This is a genomic window from Sphingomonas sp. KRR8, assembly GCF_023559245.1.
Classification (GTDB): Bacteria; Pseudomonadota; Alphaproteobacteria; order Sphingomonadales; family Sphingomonadaceae; genus Sphingomicrobium.
In genome coordinates this window covers 486,024-499,743 of record NZ_CP097462.1, presented here as the reverse complement: position 1 = coordinate 499,743, position 13,720 = coordinate 486,024, and the positions used below count along the sequence as shown (strand labels likewise).

17 protein-coding genes are annotated in these 13,720 nt (G+C 66.1%); 11 read left to right on the top strand and 6 right to left on the bottom strand.

Annotated elements, in window-relative coordinates; all coding sequences use genetic code 11:
* Positions 1-43 precede the first annotated feature (43 nt).
* Together dprA and plsY are read right to left on the bottom strand one after the other, a co-directional pair.
* Positions 44-1,138 carry a DNA-processing protein DprA gene (gene dprA, locus M8312_RS02595; protein ID WP_250118833.1) on the bottom strand — a complete coding sequence of 365 codons (1,095 nt, stop codon included), beginning with the start codon at positions 1,136-1,138 and terminating at the stop codon, positions 44-46.
* Positions 1,135-1,740, bottom strand: a complete 606-nt coding sequence (plsY, locus tag M8312_RS02590; protein WP_250118832.1) for a glycerol-3-phosphate 1-O-acyltransferase PlsY — start codon at positions 1,738-1,740, stop codon at positions 1,135-1,137. The genes dprA and plsY overlap by 4 nt, the downstream gene beginning before the upstream one ends.
* Positions 1,741-1,884: 144 nt before the next feature.
* Here plsY and murI point away from each other — a divergent pair, with 144 nt between their 5' ends.
* From murI to M8312_RS02575, 3 genes are all read left to right on the top strand, one after another.
* Complete coding sequence (murI, locus tag M8312_RS02585; RefSeq protein ID WP_250118831.1) at positions 1,885-2,667, top strand: glutamate racemase; 783 nt, start codon at positions 1,885-1,887, stop codon at positions 2,665-2,667.
* Between the two features lie 62 nt (positions 2,668-2,729).
* Positions 2,730-3,941, top strand: coding sequence for a 5-aminolevulinate synthase (hemA, locus tag M8312_RS02580; RefSeq protein WP_250118830.1), 1,212 nt, complete (start codon positions 2,730-2,732; stop codon positions 3,939-3,941).
* 14 nt (positions 3,942-3,955) lie between these two features.
* Positions 3,956-4,234 carry a YdeI/OmpD-associated family protein gene (locus tag M8312_RS02575; RefSeq protein WP_250118829.1) on the top strand — a complete coding sequence of 93 codons (279 nt, stop codon included), beginning with the start codon at positions 3,956-3,958 and terminating at the stop codon, positions 4,232-4,234.
* Positions 4,235-4,244: 10 nt separating this feature from the next.
* On the opposite strand, the gene M8312_RS02570 is transcribed toward M8312_RS02575, so the two are convergent.
* Entirely contained in the window at positions 4,245-4,679 is a 435-nt protein-coding gene (locus tag M8312_RS02570) for a DUF3429 domain-containing protein (protein WP_250118828.1), read from the bottom strand.
* A 44-nt stretch (positions 4,680-4,723) separates the two neighbouring features.
* Between M8312_RS02570 and rpiB the strand changes: the two genes are divergently transcribed.
* The 5 genes from rpiB (at position 4,724) to M8312_RS02545 (ending at position 7,985) form a co-directional block, all read left to right on the top strand.
* Positions 4,724-5,170, top strand: a complete 447-nt coding sequence (rpiB, locus tag M8312_RS02565; RefSeq protein ID WP_250118827.1) for a ribose 5-phosphate isomerase B — start codon at positions 4,724-4,726, stop codon at positions 5,168-5,170.
* Positions 5,170-6,477, top strand: coding sequence for a serine hydroxymethyltransferase (glyA, locus tag M8312_RS02560; RefSeq protein ID WP_250118826.1), 1,308 nt, complete (start codon positions 5,170-5,172; stop codon positions 6,475-6,477). Before rpiB ends, glyA begins: the two co-directional genes overlap by 1 nt.
* Positions 6,478-6,480: 3 nt before the next feature.
* Positions 6,481-6,972 (top strand): transcriptional regulator NrdR, encoded by a 492-nt coding sequence (gene nrdR / locus M8312_RS02555; RefSeq protein WP_250118825.1) that lies wholly within the window; start codon positions 6,481-6,483, stop codon positions 6,970-6,972.
* Positions 6,969-7,688: an RNA methyltransferase gene (locus M8312_RS02550; protein ID WP_250118824.1), complete on the top strand. Its 720-nt coding sequence runs from the start codon at positions 6,969-6,971 to the stop codon at positions 7,686-7,688. The genes nrdR and M8312_RS02550 overlap by 4 nt, the downstream gene beginning before the upstream one ends.
* Before the next feature lie 66 nt (positions 7,689-7,754).
* The gene (locus tag M8312_RS02545; protein ID WP_250118823.1) at positions 7,755-7,985 is read left to right on the top strand and encodes a hypothetical protein; all 231 of its coding nucleotides are present in this window, start codon (positions 7,755-7,757) and stop codon (positions 7,983-7,985) included.
* A 3-nt stretch (positions 7,986-7,988) separates the two neighbouring features.
* Here M8312_RS02545 and M8312_RS02540 read toward each other — a convergent pair whose 3' ends face one another.
* Positions 7,989-8,297 carry a chorismate mutase gene (locus M8312_RS02540; protein WP_250118822.1) on the bottom strand — a complete coding sequence of 103 codons (309 nt, stop codon included), beginning with the start codon at positions 8,295-8,297 and terminating at the stop codon, positions 7,989-7,991.
* Positions 8,298-8,461: 164 nt separating this feature from the next.
* Here M8312_RS02540 and rpsD point away from each other — a divergent pair, with 164 nt between their 5' ends.
* Complete coding sequence (gene rpsD, locus M8312_RS02535; RefSeq protein WP_250118821.1) at positions 8,462-9,076, top strand: 30S ribosomal protein S4; 615 nt, start codon at positions 8,462-8,464, stop codon at positions 9,074-9,076.
* A gap of 68 nt (positions 9,077-9,144) precedes the next feature.
* On the opposite strand, the gene M8312_RS02530 is transcribed toward rpsD, so the two are convergent.
* A complete protein-coding gene (locus tag M8312_RS02530) occupies positions 9,145-11,064 on the bottom strand; it encodes an alpha/beta hydrolase family protein (protein WP_250118820.1) in 1,920 nt (639 codons plus the stop codon).
* A 170-nt stretch (positions 11,065-11,234) separates the two neighbouring features.
* Between M8312_RS02530 and M8312_RS02525 the strand changes: the two genes are divergently transcribed.
* Entirely contained in the window at positions 11,235-12,209 is a 975-nt protein-coding gene (locus M8312_RS02525) for an agmatine deiminase family protein (RefSeq protein WP_250118819.1), read from the top strand.
* 2 nt (positions 12,210-12,211) lie between these two features.
* On the top strand, positions 12,212-13,063 hold the full coding sequence (aguB, locus tag M8312_RS02520) for an N-carbamoylputrescine amidase (RefSeq protein WP_250118818.1): 852 nt from the start codon (positions 12,212-12,214) through the stop codon (positions 13,061-13,063).
* Between the two features lie 171 nt (positions 13,064-13,234).
* Here the strand turns inward: aguB and M8312_RS02515 are convergent, their stop codons facing one another.
* A complete protein-coding gene (locus M8312_RS02515; protein WP_250118817.1) occupies positions 13,235-13,720 on the bottom strand; it encodes a GNAT family N-acetyltransferase in 486 nt (161 codons plus the stop codon).

Here is a 13,720-nt window from a genome sequence, read left to right as displayed (position 1 = left end):
CCTCACGCATACGCACGAGGGTGAAGAGCCGCACTAGCCGTCGTCAACCCGTCCTGAGGCTCACCTGGCCGCCAGCATGGCGATCCAGCCGACCGGCCAGATCCAATTCCAGCAGGATCAGCTGCACCGCGCCGCTCGCCAAGCCCGACATGCGGACGAGGTCATCGATCGGTGCCGGCGAAGGTCCAAGTAGTTCCTCCACGCGCGCCCTTTCATCCGCTGCCGGTTCAGCCACCGGAATCGGCCCCTGAAACTGCGTAGTTGGCGACTGCACTCGCCCGCCTGCGCCTGGTCGCACGGCCTCCAGCACCTCTGCCGCATTCTGAACCAATGTCGCACCCTCGCGGATCAAGCCGTTACAGCCCTGGGCGCGCTGGTCGAGCGGGCTGCCTGGCACCGCCATCACTTCCCGCCCCATCTCCGCCGCCATTCGGGCGGTGATCAGCGAGCCGGAACGCGGAGCGGCTTCCACCACCACCGTGCCGGCGCTGAGGCCGGCAATGATGCGGTTGCGCCGCGGGAAGTCCCTGGCGCGCGGCTCGTAGCCCGGTGGAGTCTCGCTCAGCACCACGCCGACTTCGAACATGCGCCGCTGCCGTGCCTCGTTCTCGGGCGGGTAGAAGATGTCGATGCCGCCCGCCGCGCAGCCGATGGTGCCTGTTTCCATCGCTCCGTCATGCGCCGCCGTGTCGATGCCCCGCGCGAGTCCGGACACAACCACCACGTCCTCGCGACCAAGGTCCCAGGCGAGCTGGCGGGCGAAGCGGCTGGCCGCGGCACTGGCATTGCGCGCGCCGACGATGGCGATCATCGGCCGCTCGAACAGGCCAAGGTCACCCTTGGCAATAAGCAGCGGCGGCGCACCGTCCGCTTCGGCCAGCGCGCGGGGATAGAGGCCTTCGCCGATCGCAAGGTAACGGGCGCCCAACTTGCTCACCTGCTCGATTTCGCGCTGGGCGACGCTCACGTCGCAAACCGCCGGCGGTCGGCCGCCGCCGCGCGTGGCAAGGTCCGGCAAGGCGTCCAGCGCCGCTTCTGCACTGCCGAACCGCAGCAGTAGTTGGCGGTAAGTAACGGGTCCAATGCTGTTGGTCCTGATCAACCGGACCCGGGCGAGGAGGTCGGCGGCGCGGCTCAAGGCGACGCTCGTCCGACGCGAGGTTCGGTCCCCGCGCGCAGCCGAGCAAGATTTTCCTTATGCTTCCAGATGACCAGCAGGGCGAAGCCGGTGAGCATCGGCACGAGCTCGCTCCGCCCCATGATCGCCGCCACCACCGGCGCACTGACCGCCGCGGCCATTCCCGCGACGGAACTGATCCGGGCGGTCAGCAGCAGCCCGATCCAGACCACGGCGTATACGATCGCCGCCTGCCACAGCAACGGGATCAGCACGCCGAGTAAGGTCGCCACCCCCTTGCCGCCGCGAAAGCGCAGCCACACCGGATAGAGGTGCCCGATGAGCGCCCCTGCGGCGGCAAAGCGCGCGCCGTCGGGCCATTGCATCGCCACCCACACCGCTGCCGCGCCCTTCAAGGCATCGAGCAGCAGGGTCGCCGCCGCAAGTCCCTTGGAGCCCGTCCGTAGCACGTTAGTGGCACCGATATTGCCGGATCCCACCGCGCGGATGTCACCCTTGCCCGCCAGACGGGTCAGCACCAGCCCGAACGGGATGGAGCCCAGCAGATAACCGATCAGGAAGGCCAAGAACGCGAAGTAGCCGAACTCGGAAAGGGCGGGCATGGCGGGATGGTAGCACAGCGGATCGGCTCCGCAACTCCCCGCCGTTGCGAGCCGCAGGCGAAGCAATCCAGTGTTCTTCCGAGCCGCTTGCGCCGAAGAGAAGTGGATTGCTTCGTCAGTCTGCTGCTCGCAATGACAGGCCTCATGGACGCGAACGCCCCCATCCTGTTCTTCGACTCCGGCGTCGGCGGCCTGTCCGTGCTGGCCGAGGCGCGGTGCCAGCTACCCAAAGCACCCATCGTCTACGCCGCTGACAGCGCCGGCTTTCCCTATGGGACGAAGACGGAGGCTGAACTAGCCGCTCGGGTACCCGCGCTGCTCGGCCGCCTGGTGGAGCGCTATCACCCGCGGCTGGCGGTGATCGCCTGCAACACCGCCTCCACCATCGCGCTGGCCCACGTCCGCGCCGCGCTCGAAATCCCGGTTGTCGGCACCGTGCCCGCCATCAAGCCCGCCGCCGAGCTGTCCAGGACGCGCGTTATCGGCGTGCTCGGCACCGAAGCGACCGTGCGCCAGCCCTATGTCGACGATCTGACCGCCCGCTTCGCGGCTGACTGCGAAGTGCTTCGCCACGGCTCGGCCGAGCTCGTGCAGCTGGCGGAAACCAAACTGGCCGGGCAGCCGGTCGATGCCGCTGCCATTACCGCCGCCGTCGGCCCGCTCGCGGATCGCAATGACATGGACGTGGTCGTCCTCGCCTGCACCCACTTCCCGCTGCTGGCCGATGAACTTCGTGCCGCCCTCCCGCAGGCCGTCCAGGTGGACGGCGCCGCCGGGATCGCCCGCCGCATCGCCTTTCTCACGGACGGCCAGCAATGGCCCGTTCAGCCGCCGGAAGGCATTGCCGTCTTCACCGGCGCGTCGCCCTCGCCCATTCTGGCGCAGGCGCTCGCCGCCTACGGGTTAAACCGTATCCATCATCTCTGACCCGGCTGGCAAAGCAGGCGCTATAGGGTTAAGGGGCCCGCGAGAGACGAGGCGAGCGGCAGTTGGATTACAATCGCATCTTTCAGGCGGCGATCGATCGCCTGCACGTCGAAGGCCGTTACCGGGTCTTCATCGACATCCTGCGCACGCGGGGTAACTATCCCGACGCGCAATGCTTTGGCGGCAACGGCCCCAAGCCGATCACCGTCTGGTGCTCCAACGACTATCTCGGCATGGGCCAGCACCCCGTCGTGCTCGAGGCGATGGAAGAGGCGATCCGCACCACTGGCGCCGGCTCCGGCGGCACCCGCAACATCGGCGGCAACACCCATTACCATGTCGAGCTGGAGGCCGAACTCGCCTCGCTCCACAGCAAGGAAGCCGCGCTGCTGTTCACCAGCGGCTATGTCTCGAACGAGGCCGCACTTTCCACGCTGGGCAAGCTTCTGCCTGGCTGCGTGATCTTCTCGGACGAGCTCAACCATGCTTCGATGATCGCGGGCATCAAGAACAGTGGCTGCGAAAAGCGCGTCTTCCGTCACAACGACCTTGCTCACCTCGAAGAGCTGCTCGCCGCCGAAGAGCCCGAAACGCCCAAGCTGATCGCTTTCGAGAGCGTCTATTCGATGGACGGCGATGTGGCGCCGATCGAGGCGCTCTGCGACCTCGCGGACAAATATGGCGCCATCACCTACCTCGACGAGGTTCACGCCGTGGGCATGTACGGCGCGCATGGCGGCGGCATCTCGGAGCGGGACGCCATCGCCGACCGGGTGACCATCATCGAAGGCACTCTGGGCAAGGCATTCGGCGTGATGGGCGGCTACATCGCGGCCGATAAGAATATTGTCGACTGCATCCGCAGCTATGCGCCCGGCTTCATCTTCACCACCTCGCTGTCCCCGGTGCTCGTCGCGGGCGCGCTCGCCTCGGTCCGCCATCTCAAGCAGTCCGAATACGAACGCCAGGCGCAGCAGGACGCCGCCGCCATGCTCAAGCGCAAGTTCGCCGAGGCGGGCCTGCCGGTCATGCCGTCGGTGACGCACATCGTGCCGCTGCTGGTCGGTTGCCCCATCAAGGCCAAGCGGGTCAGCGACATCCTGCTCCAGGAATACGGACTCTACGTTCAGCCGATCAACTATCCGACCGTTCCGCGCGGTACGGAGCGGCTGCGCTTCACGCCCGGCCCGTGGCACGACGAGGCCAAGCAGGACGAGCTGGTTGGCGCGCTGGTCGAGATCTGGTCGCGCGACGAGCTTCGCGCCGCCGCTTGATCTCCGTCGAGCCGATGACCGCCCCGGCTTCGCTCGAATTCCGCCATGAAACACCGGACGATCTCGCCGCCGCGCTGGCGCGGGATGTGGTTCTTGCAGGTCGTTGGGACGATCTCACGGAACTCGCCCGCAACGAGTGGATCTGCTGGATGACGTCGCCCAAGACGGCAGAGACTCGCGCCAAACGCCTCGCCCGGCTCCAGGAGGACATCACCGGCGGCAAGCGGCGCCCCTGCTGCTGGCCCGGATGCCCCCATCGCCGCGAGTCGGCGCGGAAATGGGTCGCGGCCTAACTGCCCTGCCTCACCGGCAGAAGGTCACGAATAGGAGCTCGACTGCCAGCGTCAGTGACAGCGGTACGCGCAGCCGCAGCCACCAAGGCGCCGCCAGTGCCGCGCGCTGAAGCTGCAGATCCACCAGGGGTGTCAGCAGGATCAGCAAGGCGAGCCCCGTTCCCGCATTCAGCGCGTCCAGCGCCAGAAGCATTGCCCAGGCTGTGAGCGAGGGCACCACGCTGATCAGCATCAGCAACCAGCTTGGCCGTTCGGCGCGGCTCGCGAAGGCCCACCAGCTCCCTCCAAGGAAGCTGGCGATCAGTGCGGCGTAGAGCAGCGTCGCTTCGCGCGCGACATAGCCGAACCCGCCCAGATCGAGGGAGATCGCGGCGGCACTGGCGAGCGGCGGCAGCAGGCCGGCCAGGCCAAGCACCAGCGGCGCGGCGGGAATGCGTCTTTCCATGCCACGACGGTGGCATTTCGCGGTTGCGAACGCTAGATGGGCCCATGCGCATCGCCCTCGCCGCCGACCACGCCGGATTCGCTCTCAAGGACGATCTTGCCGCCTGGCTGCGCGAGCAGGGTCATGAGGTACTGGACCTCGGTACCAATAGCCCCGAGAGCGTGGATTATCCCCGCTTCGGTGCCTCGCTGGCCGAGGCACTGGCGGACGGGCGGGCGCAGCGCGGGATCGCGGTGTGCGGGTCGGGGATTGGCATCGCGATTGCCGCCAATCGCAACCCCGCCTGTCGCTGTGCCCAGGTCTCGGAGCCGCTGTCGGCCCGACTTGCCCGCAGCCACAATGACGCCAACGCTATCGCGCTCGGCGCCCGCCTGGTTGGACCGGACATGGCGCGCGCGATCGTCGAGGAATTCCTCAGCTCCGACTTTGCCGGCGGGCGCCACCAGCGCCGCGTCGACCAACTTTCACCTGCTCTTCAAGGAACCGACTGATGGCCACCGCCGCCAATCTCAACGACGTTCAGCCGCAGGGCTTCTTCACCCGTGCGCTTGCCGACGCGGACTCCGCGGTGGCCGAGGCAATCGCGGCCGAACTCACCCGCGAACAGACCCAGATTGAGCTGATCGCGTCGGAGAACATTGTCTCCAAGGCGGTTCTCGAGGCGCAGGGCTCCGTATTCACCAACAAATATGCGGAAGGCTATCCCGGGCGCCGCTACTATCAGGGCTGCGCACCGTCCGATGCGGTCGAGCAGCTTGCCATCGACCGGGCCAAGCAGCTGTTCGGCTGCGGTTTCGCCAACGTGCAGCCGCACTCGGGCGCGCAGGCCAATGGCGCCGTCTTCCTTGCCCTGCTTCAGCCCGGCGACACGATTCTCGGAATGAGCCTCGCCGCGGGCGGCCACCTGACCCACGGCGCTCCTCCGGCCCAGTCCGGCAAGTGGTTCAACGCGGTGCAATATGGCGTTCGGCTAGAAGACCAGCTGGTCGACTTCGACGAGCTTCAGCGTCTGGCGGATGAGCACAAGCCCAAGATGATCATCGCCGGCGGCTCAGCCTATCCGCGCCACCTCGACTTCGCCCGCTTCCGCCAAGTGGCGGACAGCGTCGGCGCTTACCTGATGGTCGACATGGCGCACTTCGCCGGCCTGGTCGCGGCGGGCGAACATCCCTCGCCCTTCGGCCATGCCCATGTAGTCACCACCACCACCCACAAGACGCTGCGCGGCCCGCGTGGCGGCATGGTGCTGACCGACGATGAGGCGATCGCCAAGAAGATCAACTCGGCTGTCTTCCCCGGTCTCCAGGGTGGCCCGCTGATGCACGTCATCGCTGCCAAGGCGGTGGCTTTCGGTGAGGCGCTTCAGCCCGACTTCAAGACCTATGCCCAAGCGGTCGTGCGCAACGCCCGTGCGCTGGCGAGCCGCCTGAAGGAGCGCGGGGCCGACCTGGTGGCGGGCGGTACCGACACGCATCTGGCGCTGGTCGACCTTCGCCCGCTCGGCATCACCGGCAAGGACGCGGACGAGAGCCTCGAGCGCGCGGGCATCACCTGCAACAAGAACGGCATTCCGTTCGACCCGCTGCCGCCGCTCAAGACCAGCGGCATCCGCGTCGGCTCGCCCGCCGGCACCACGCGCGGCTTTGGTGAAGCCGAGTTCCGCGAGATCGCCGACATGGTCGCCGACGTCCTCGACGGGCTGAAGGCTAACGGGCTGGATGGCAATGGCGCCGTCGAGCAGGCAGTGAACGTCCGCGTCCGCGCCCTGTGTGCCCGCTTCCCCATTTACCAGGGCTGATCCTTGCGCTGTCCATTTTGCGGCCATGAAGACAGTCAGGTGAAGGACAGCCGCTCGTCGGAAGACGGGGCGGCAATCCGGCGCCGCCGCCAGTGCGAAGGCTGCGGCGCGCGCTTCACCACCTTCGAGCGCATCCAGCTGCGCGACGTCACGGTGATCAAAAAGAATGGCCAGCGCGAGCCGTTCGATCGCAGCAAGCTTGCCCGGGCGATTGGCTTCGCCTGCCGCAAGCGCGAGATTGCGCCTGACCGCATCGAGCGGCTGGTCAGCGGCATCCAGCGCCAGCTGGAGACCCGCGGTGACGAGGTGCGCGCCGAGGAGATTGGCGAAGCGGTGATGAACGGCCTCAAGACGCTGGATCACGTCGCCTACATTCGCTTCGCCAGCATCTACAAGGACTTCAATGAAGCGAGCGACTTCGCCGAGATCGCGGGCGAGGTGGTCGAGGAACCGGACGCGCCCGCTCCGTCCACACCTGCGCCGAAGCTGCTGTGAGCGAGCCTCCCGTCATCGTTCTCGTCCGGCCGCAGCTGGGCGAGAATATCGGCAAGGCGGCGCGTGCCATGCTCAACTTCGGGCTGACGGAAATGCGGCTGGTGGCGCCGCGCGACGGCTGGCCCAATCCTGCGGCCGGACCGGCCGCCAGTGGCGCCGACGTGGTGCTCGAACAGGCCCGCGTCTATGCCACGACGGCCGAGGCGATCGCCGATTGCTCCACGGTATTCGCGGCCACCGTCCGGCGTCGCGAGCTGATGAACCCGGTCGTCGGCCCCGAGGAGATGGCCGCGACGATCCGCTCCGAAGCCGGCCGCTCAGCCATACTGTTCGGGCCGGAACGTTCGGGTCTTGAAACCGAGGACGTGGCGCTAGCCGACGCAATCGTCACCATCCCGATCAATCCCCAATTCGGCAGCATCAACCTTGCCCAGGCGGTGATCCTCCTCGCTTATGAATGGTCCAAGGGGGAGGCGCTCGCCCAGCCGACGATGCGCGAATTGGAGCCGGTCGCTCCGCACGAGGAACTCGACGGTTTCCTCGGTCAACTGGGCGAATTGTTGGAGGCGGCGGGCTACTTCAAGCCGCCGGAGCGGACGCCGGTGACCAAGAACACCCTGCGCACGATCTTCACCAAGGCGCGCTGGACCACTCGTGAAATTCGCGCCGTTCGCGGGGTGATCCGCATCCTGGCGCACCCTCGCAAGGCCGATTGACGCTGGCACGGGGTTCAGCCACCTTCCCAGCAGCCGGGCATGCCGGCGCGCTCAAGGATGTTCCTCATGTTGCTTCTGTTTACCGCCGCCACGCTTCTCATCGCTGACCCGGCTAACCCTCCTGCTCAGCCGGCGCCGGCCGCGGGTCAGAAGAAGATCTGCAAGACCTTCGAAGTGACCGGAACGCGCATGGGCAAGGATCGCGTCTGCAAGACGGCGGATGAGTGGCAGGCCGAAGAAGCGGTTCGCAATCACGAGGTCGAGGAAGCGCAGCGGGTGGCTGCAAGCCAGCGCTGAGGCTCAGCCTCGGGTGCGGTCGAACTGCTCGAATTCGTGCGCGATCGAGGTTTCGATCAGGTCCTCGTAGATACGGCTCATCAGCTCGCGATCGATGCTGGCTTCAGCAGCGGCGGCGTCCACCTTGGCCTTCACGTCGGCCTTGCGCCATTCGTCGCGGACGGCCTCCCGGTCGGGCTTGATCCGGGCTGCCGCATCCATGTAGCCGAACCGCCGGGCGATGAGCGCCACTATGCGACGGTCGACGTCGTCAACGCCGGTGCGGACTTCGGCCATGGTGGTGCAGTCATCGGGATCGCGGATGTCGTTCATGACCGCGCCCCTGCACCGGCAACCTTGACCGGCGCAAGCCTTTGCGGCTAGGGGCCGCGCTCGCAATTGGCCCCGCATGCCCGGTGAAGCGGTGGCCCTGCCCTGACCTCAGTCAGACGTAGCGCGGTTCCGGGCGTTGTAAGAAACGCAATTGAGGAATTGTCATGTCGAAGCGCACCAGCGCCAAGTATAAGCTCGACCGCCGCATGGGCGAGAACGTCTTCGGACGGCCCAAGAGCCCGGTCAATCGCCGCGAATATGGTCCCGGCCAGCACGGCCAGCGCCGCAAGGGCAAGATGTCGGACTTCGGCATCCAGCTGCGCGCGAAGCAGAAGCTCAAGGGCTATTACGGCGACGTCACCGAGAAGCAGTTCAAGCAGACCTTCCAGCAGGCGAGCCGCATGAAGGGCGACGCCAGCCAGAACCTGATTGGCCTGCTCGAGCGCCGGTTGGACATGATCGTCTATCGCGCCAAGTTCGCGCCGACGATCTGGGCCGCCCGCCAGCTGGTCAGCCATGGCCACGTTCGGGTCAATGGCATCAAGTGCAACATCGCCTCGCGCCGCTGCGACGTGGGCGACGTGATCGAGCTCGGCCCGAAGGCGCAGGAAATGGCCCTGGTGCTCGAGGCGCAGAGCCTCGCCGAGCGCGAGATCCCCGATTACGTCGTGCCGGACGGCAACACCAAGGTGACCTACACCCGCGTGCCGAAGCTCGACGAGGTGCCCTATCCGGTGCGGATGGAGCCGAACCTCGTGGTCGAGTTCTACTCGCGTTAAGCGGTTCAATCAGGACTAGGAAAAAGAGGGGCGGTACCGCAAGGCACCGCCCCTTTTCCATGCACGTCTCAGTGGCCGATAGTCTGGTCGAGCATCTTGCCGACTTCCGTAAGCAGCTCGCGCCGGGCAGCGCTGTCATCCAGCTGGTGATCCAGCGCCGGGTAGCGCAGGAACTTCACCGGAGTGCCCGCCGAGCGTAGCGCCGCATCCATCCGGACCGACTCGTCTACTCCCACGTTGAGGTCGAGATTGCCGTGCGCCAGCAGTACGGGGACCTTGATCGCGCTCGCCCGCTGAAGTGGCGAGCCCTCTCGGATGTGCGGCCCGGTGCCGATGAAACGCTCGACGACCTCATGGTTGGTGAAGCCATCCGACTCCCGCTTGAGCATCGCAAGATCAGTAACCGGTGCGACCGCCGCCACCGCCTTAAATAGCCCTGGCTGCGTTGCCGCTGATTGAAGCGCCGCATAGCCCCCGTAAGACCAGCCGACGATCGCCATCCTGTTCGGGTTGGCGATACCCTGGGCGGCCAGCCACTTGGCACCGGCTGTGATGTCCCCGATCGAGGTTTGCCAGCTCTTGAAGCCGTTCTGCATCAGCCAGGCGTCACCAAATCCGGCCGACCCACGATAATTGGGCTGCAGCACGGCATAGCCGCGTGCTGCCAAGTACTGCGCCAGCCAGTCGAAGCCCCACTCGTCACGCGCGCTTGGCCCGCCATGCGGAAGCACGACGGCCGGCAGGTTCTTGCCGTTCTTGCCCGGCGGAAGCGTCAGGTAGGCGACCATGTTCGTACCGTCCGCGACCGGGATCGAAACCGGTTGGACCGATGCCAGCGTCCGGCCGGTCAACTCGGGCCGCGTCGGCAGCACTTCGGCAAGCTGCTTCTGCGTCCGATCGAAGACATAGAAGTGGCCGGGATCGCTGTCCGATCCCGCGAACATCAGTGTCTTGGTGTCGTCGCCGCTAGAGTTGAGGAACTCGATCAAGGGCAGCTTCGGCAGGGCGCGCGCCAGCGTGTCGTGAAGCGCCTTGTAGTCCTTGTCGAAATAGACCGTCTGACGCTTGTCCTCGACCAGCGTGTAGCCAATCACCCTCGCGCCATTGGCCGAACGCACGACGTCGTCGATATCGACCCGCGGGTTGGAGGCGACCAGCTCGGTGGAGATGGGGTCCGTCAGCTTCACGCGGTACAGCGCCTGACGACCGTTGAGCGGCTTGAGCGCATACAAGCTGTCGGTGCTCGCATCCACGGCTAGCGGAACGAATGCATTGCTGTCTTGGAAGGGCGTGAGTTGCTTCCAGGTACGGGAGCCGGCGACGCGGTAGTTGTACTTGTAGTTGCCGGTGAGCTGCTCCTGATCGTCCTGCTGCATCTCCTGGATACGGACGACGCCACGGCCATCGCTGAGATAATTGGAAGCGCCGTCGCGGGGCGATTCGACTTCTTCGACCGCCAGGGTTGCCGTGTTGATCTTCACGACACCGAGGCCACGCTTGGTCCGGGTGATCTTGGTGCCGGTCCGTCCGGCCTCCGGAATGTAGATGCGCGTCATCAGGACTGATCCGCCCTGGCCGGGCAGCCAGTCGATCACCGCGCCGTCGAACTGACGGAGTTCGGCATCATAGAAGCTTGCTTCCTGGCCGAGTTCCTTTTGCCCGCTGCCGTCGATGTTGACTGCCAGCATGCGACCGAACGGGGCCAGCTGCCCCTCGACCGGGAGGATGGCGCTGTAGCGGCAAATCAGTCGGCTGTCGGTCACGAAGCGGCACCACCGCAGCGATTCACCCGGGCGAGTACCGCGCAGGAAAGGCTTGAGCTGGCCGCTTGCCAGATCGGCGGTGAACGCGATCGAACCGCTGCCTTCAGGCATTGGAGCGATGAAGGAGACGAGGCCGCCGCCCGGCGCCAGACTCATCGCGCTGACGTTCTCACGCGCCCCGAAGACGCGGGCTTCCTGGTCGCCAGCGGCCTCAGTGCTGGCCACGGCGGTGGATGTTGCAGGTCCTTGTGCGAACGATATTCCGGAAAGGGCCGAACACAGCAGCCCAAGTGACTTCAAACGCATACTTCCCCCCTGTTGAACGGCGTCAACATGCCCGAAAACGCCCGCTTGGCAACTTGGACTTGCGTGCTTGCTCTGATAGCGGCGCCAATATGGTTTCTCCTCTTCCGGAATGGGCGCCGCACAAGGCGATGTGGATCGGATTCCCGTCCGATCCCGAGCTGTGGCTGGAGGACCTCAAGCCCGCGCAGAAGGAAGTCGCGGCATTAGCCAAGGCGCTGCATGCCGAAGGCCGGGGTGAAGAGATCCGTTTGGTTGCCGCCAATGAGGTGGCCGCCCGCGCCGCTCGCCGGCTGGCGCCATTCGCGACCGTCGTCGTTGAGCCCTTCGGCGACATCTGGCTGCGCGATACTGGTCCGATCGTCATGGGCGGCGGCGGAGCCGCTAGGCGGGCGCAGGGATTCCGCTTCAATGGTTGGGGCGGCAAGTACGATCTGCCGGGTGACGAGAGCATAGGGCAGCGCCTCGCCCAGACGGAGCACCTGCCCTACCAGCGCGCCGAGTGGGTGCTCGAGGGCGGCGCGATCGATTTCGACGGATCAGGGACGGTGCTGACCACCGAGCAATGCCTGCTCAACCCCAATCGCAATCCGGAGCTCAGCCGCGCGGAGGTCGAGGAGCGGCTGCGGGAGGACCTTGGGCTGGAACGGGTCGTGTGGCTCGGCGAAGGGTTGATGAACGACCACACCGACGGCCACGTCGACAACCTGGCCCGGTTCGTGGCGCCTGGCCGCGTTGCCATTCCGGCGGCCACCAGCGCTGACCCAAACAGGGCCGCCTATGTCGATGCCGCCCGGCGTCTGGCAGCCGCGGGCCTCGACGTGGTCTCCATTCCTTCCCCCGGAGTGGTCGAGCGGGAGGGTGAGATGGTACCCGCCAGCTACATGAATTTCCTCATCGGCAACGCCGCGGTCGTGGTCCCCCTTTATGGCGCGGAGAATGACGCCGCGGCGGTTCATGCGGTGGCGGCGCTATTTCCGGGCCGCGACGTGGTCGGTCTGCGGGCCGATCACATCCTGACCGGCGGCGGGAGCTTCCATTGCATCAGCCAGCAACTACCTGAGTAGCCATGACCAAAATCACCGTCGCCGCCCTGCAGCTCGCCTTTGGTGAGGACACGGCCGAGAACATCCGCAACGTGTCCGAACTGGTCCGCGAGGCCGCCGGCAAGGGCGCCGAGGTGGTGCTTCCGCCCGAGCTGTTCGAAGGACCCTATTTCTGCAGGGTCGAGGATGAGGGGCTGTTCGCCGCGGCGAAGCCGACGGCCGAGCATCCGAGCGTGATCGCCATGCAGGCGCTGGCGAAAGAACTTGGGATCTGGATCCCGACCAGCTTCTTCGAGCGCGATGGGCCGCACCATTATAACAGCCTGGCGATGGTGGGGCCGGACGGGCAGATCGCCGGCCTCTATCGCAAGAGCCACATTCCGGATGGCCCGGGCTATGAGGAGAAGTTCTACTTCCGCCCCGGCAACACTGGCTTCAAGGTGTGGCAGGGGCCCGAGCAGACCACGTTCGGCGTGGGCGTCTGCTGGGACCAGTGGTATCCGGAAACGGCGCGCGCGATGATGCTGATGGGCGCCGAAATCCTGTTCTACCCGACAGCGATCGGGACCGAACCACACGACCCCGACCTGGACACCAGCCGCCTGTGGCGCAGGGCGATGATCGGCCATGCGGTCAGCAATGTTGTCCCCGTCGTGGCAGCGAACCGGATCGGTACGGAATGCGGCCAGCGCTTCTATGGCCACAGCTTCATCTGCGACGAACGCGGTGACCTCCTGGCCGAGTTTGGGGCGGAGGAAACCGGCGTGCTGACCGCGACGCTCGACATCGACCAGGCTCGCCGTCATCGCGCCGCCTTTGGCTTCTTCCGCGATCGTCGACCAGAGCTTTACGGACGGCTGGTGCAGGATATCTAAGCCGACTCGCTCCCGGACGAAGTTTCCAAGTTTCCCTGGTTCGGGGGTTATGCGGCGCGCAAAGTTTCCATGTTTCCCTGGTGCGCGCCGGATTCCTTCACGAGTGGCGTGGCGTGATCAACGGTCGGCCGCTCTTAGCCAATAGGGTTCGTGTAGGACAGGAAAAACGGCTTATAGCTCAAGCTTCCAGTAGATGCTGTCGCACCACTCGTCGCCGACAAGCCAGGTCCGGGCCGCGCTGCCCGTCTCGACAAAACCATGGCGCTCGAGCAGGTGGATGCTGGCGCTGTTGCGCGGGTCGGTGTCGGCCGTGAGTTCCGTCCCACCTTGCGCGCGCCGATGCTTGATGAAGGCGGCGAGCGCTTCGCTGGCATAACCCCTGCCCCACTCGGCCGGATCGAGGATATAGCCGACGTCCGGCAACCGCCAGCAGCCGAGCTTGCCGATCACCCGGCCTTCGCACTCGATGATGAAGTCGTCGCTGCCTTCGTGTGGCGGGTTCATCATGCTGTCGATGAAGGTCCGGGTGGCCGCAACATCCGGGTGCGGCAGTGTCGACCAGTAACGCATGGCGAGCGGCTGGCGCATGATCGCGTGGAGCGCGGAGACGTCGTCGGTTCGCGCTCGGCGGAGCAGCAGCCGCTCAGTGCGGAGCAA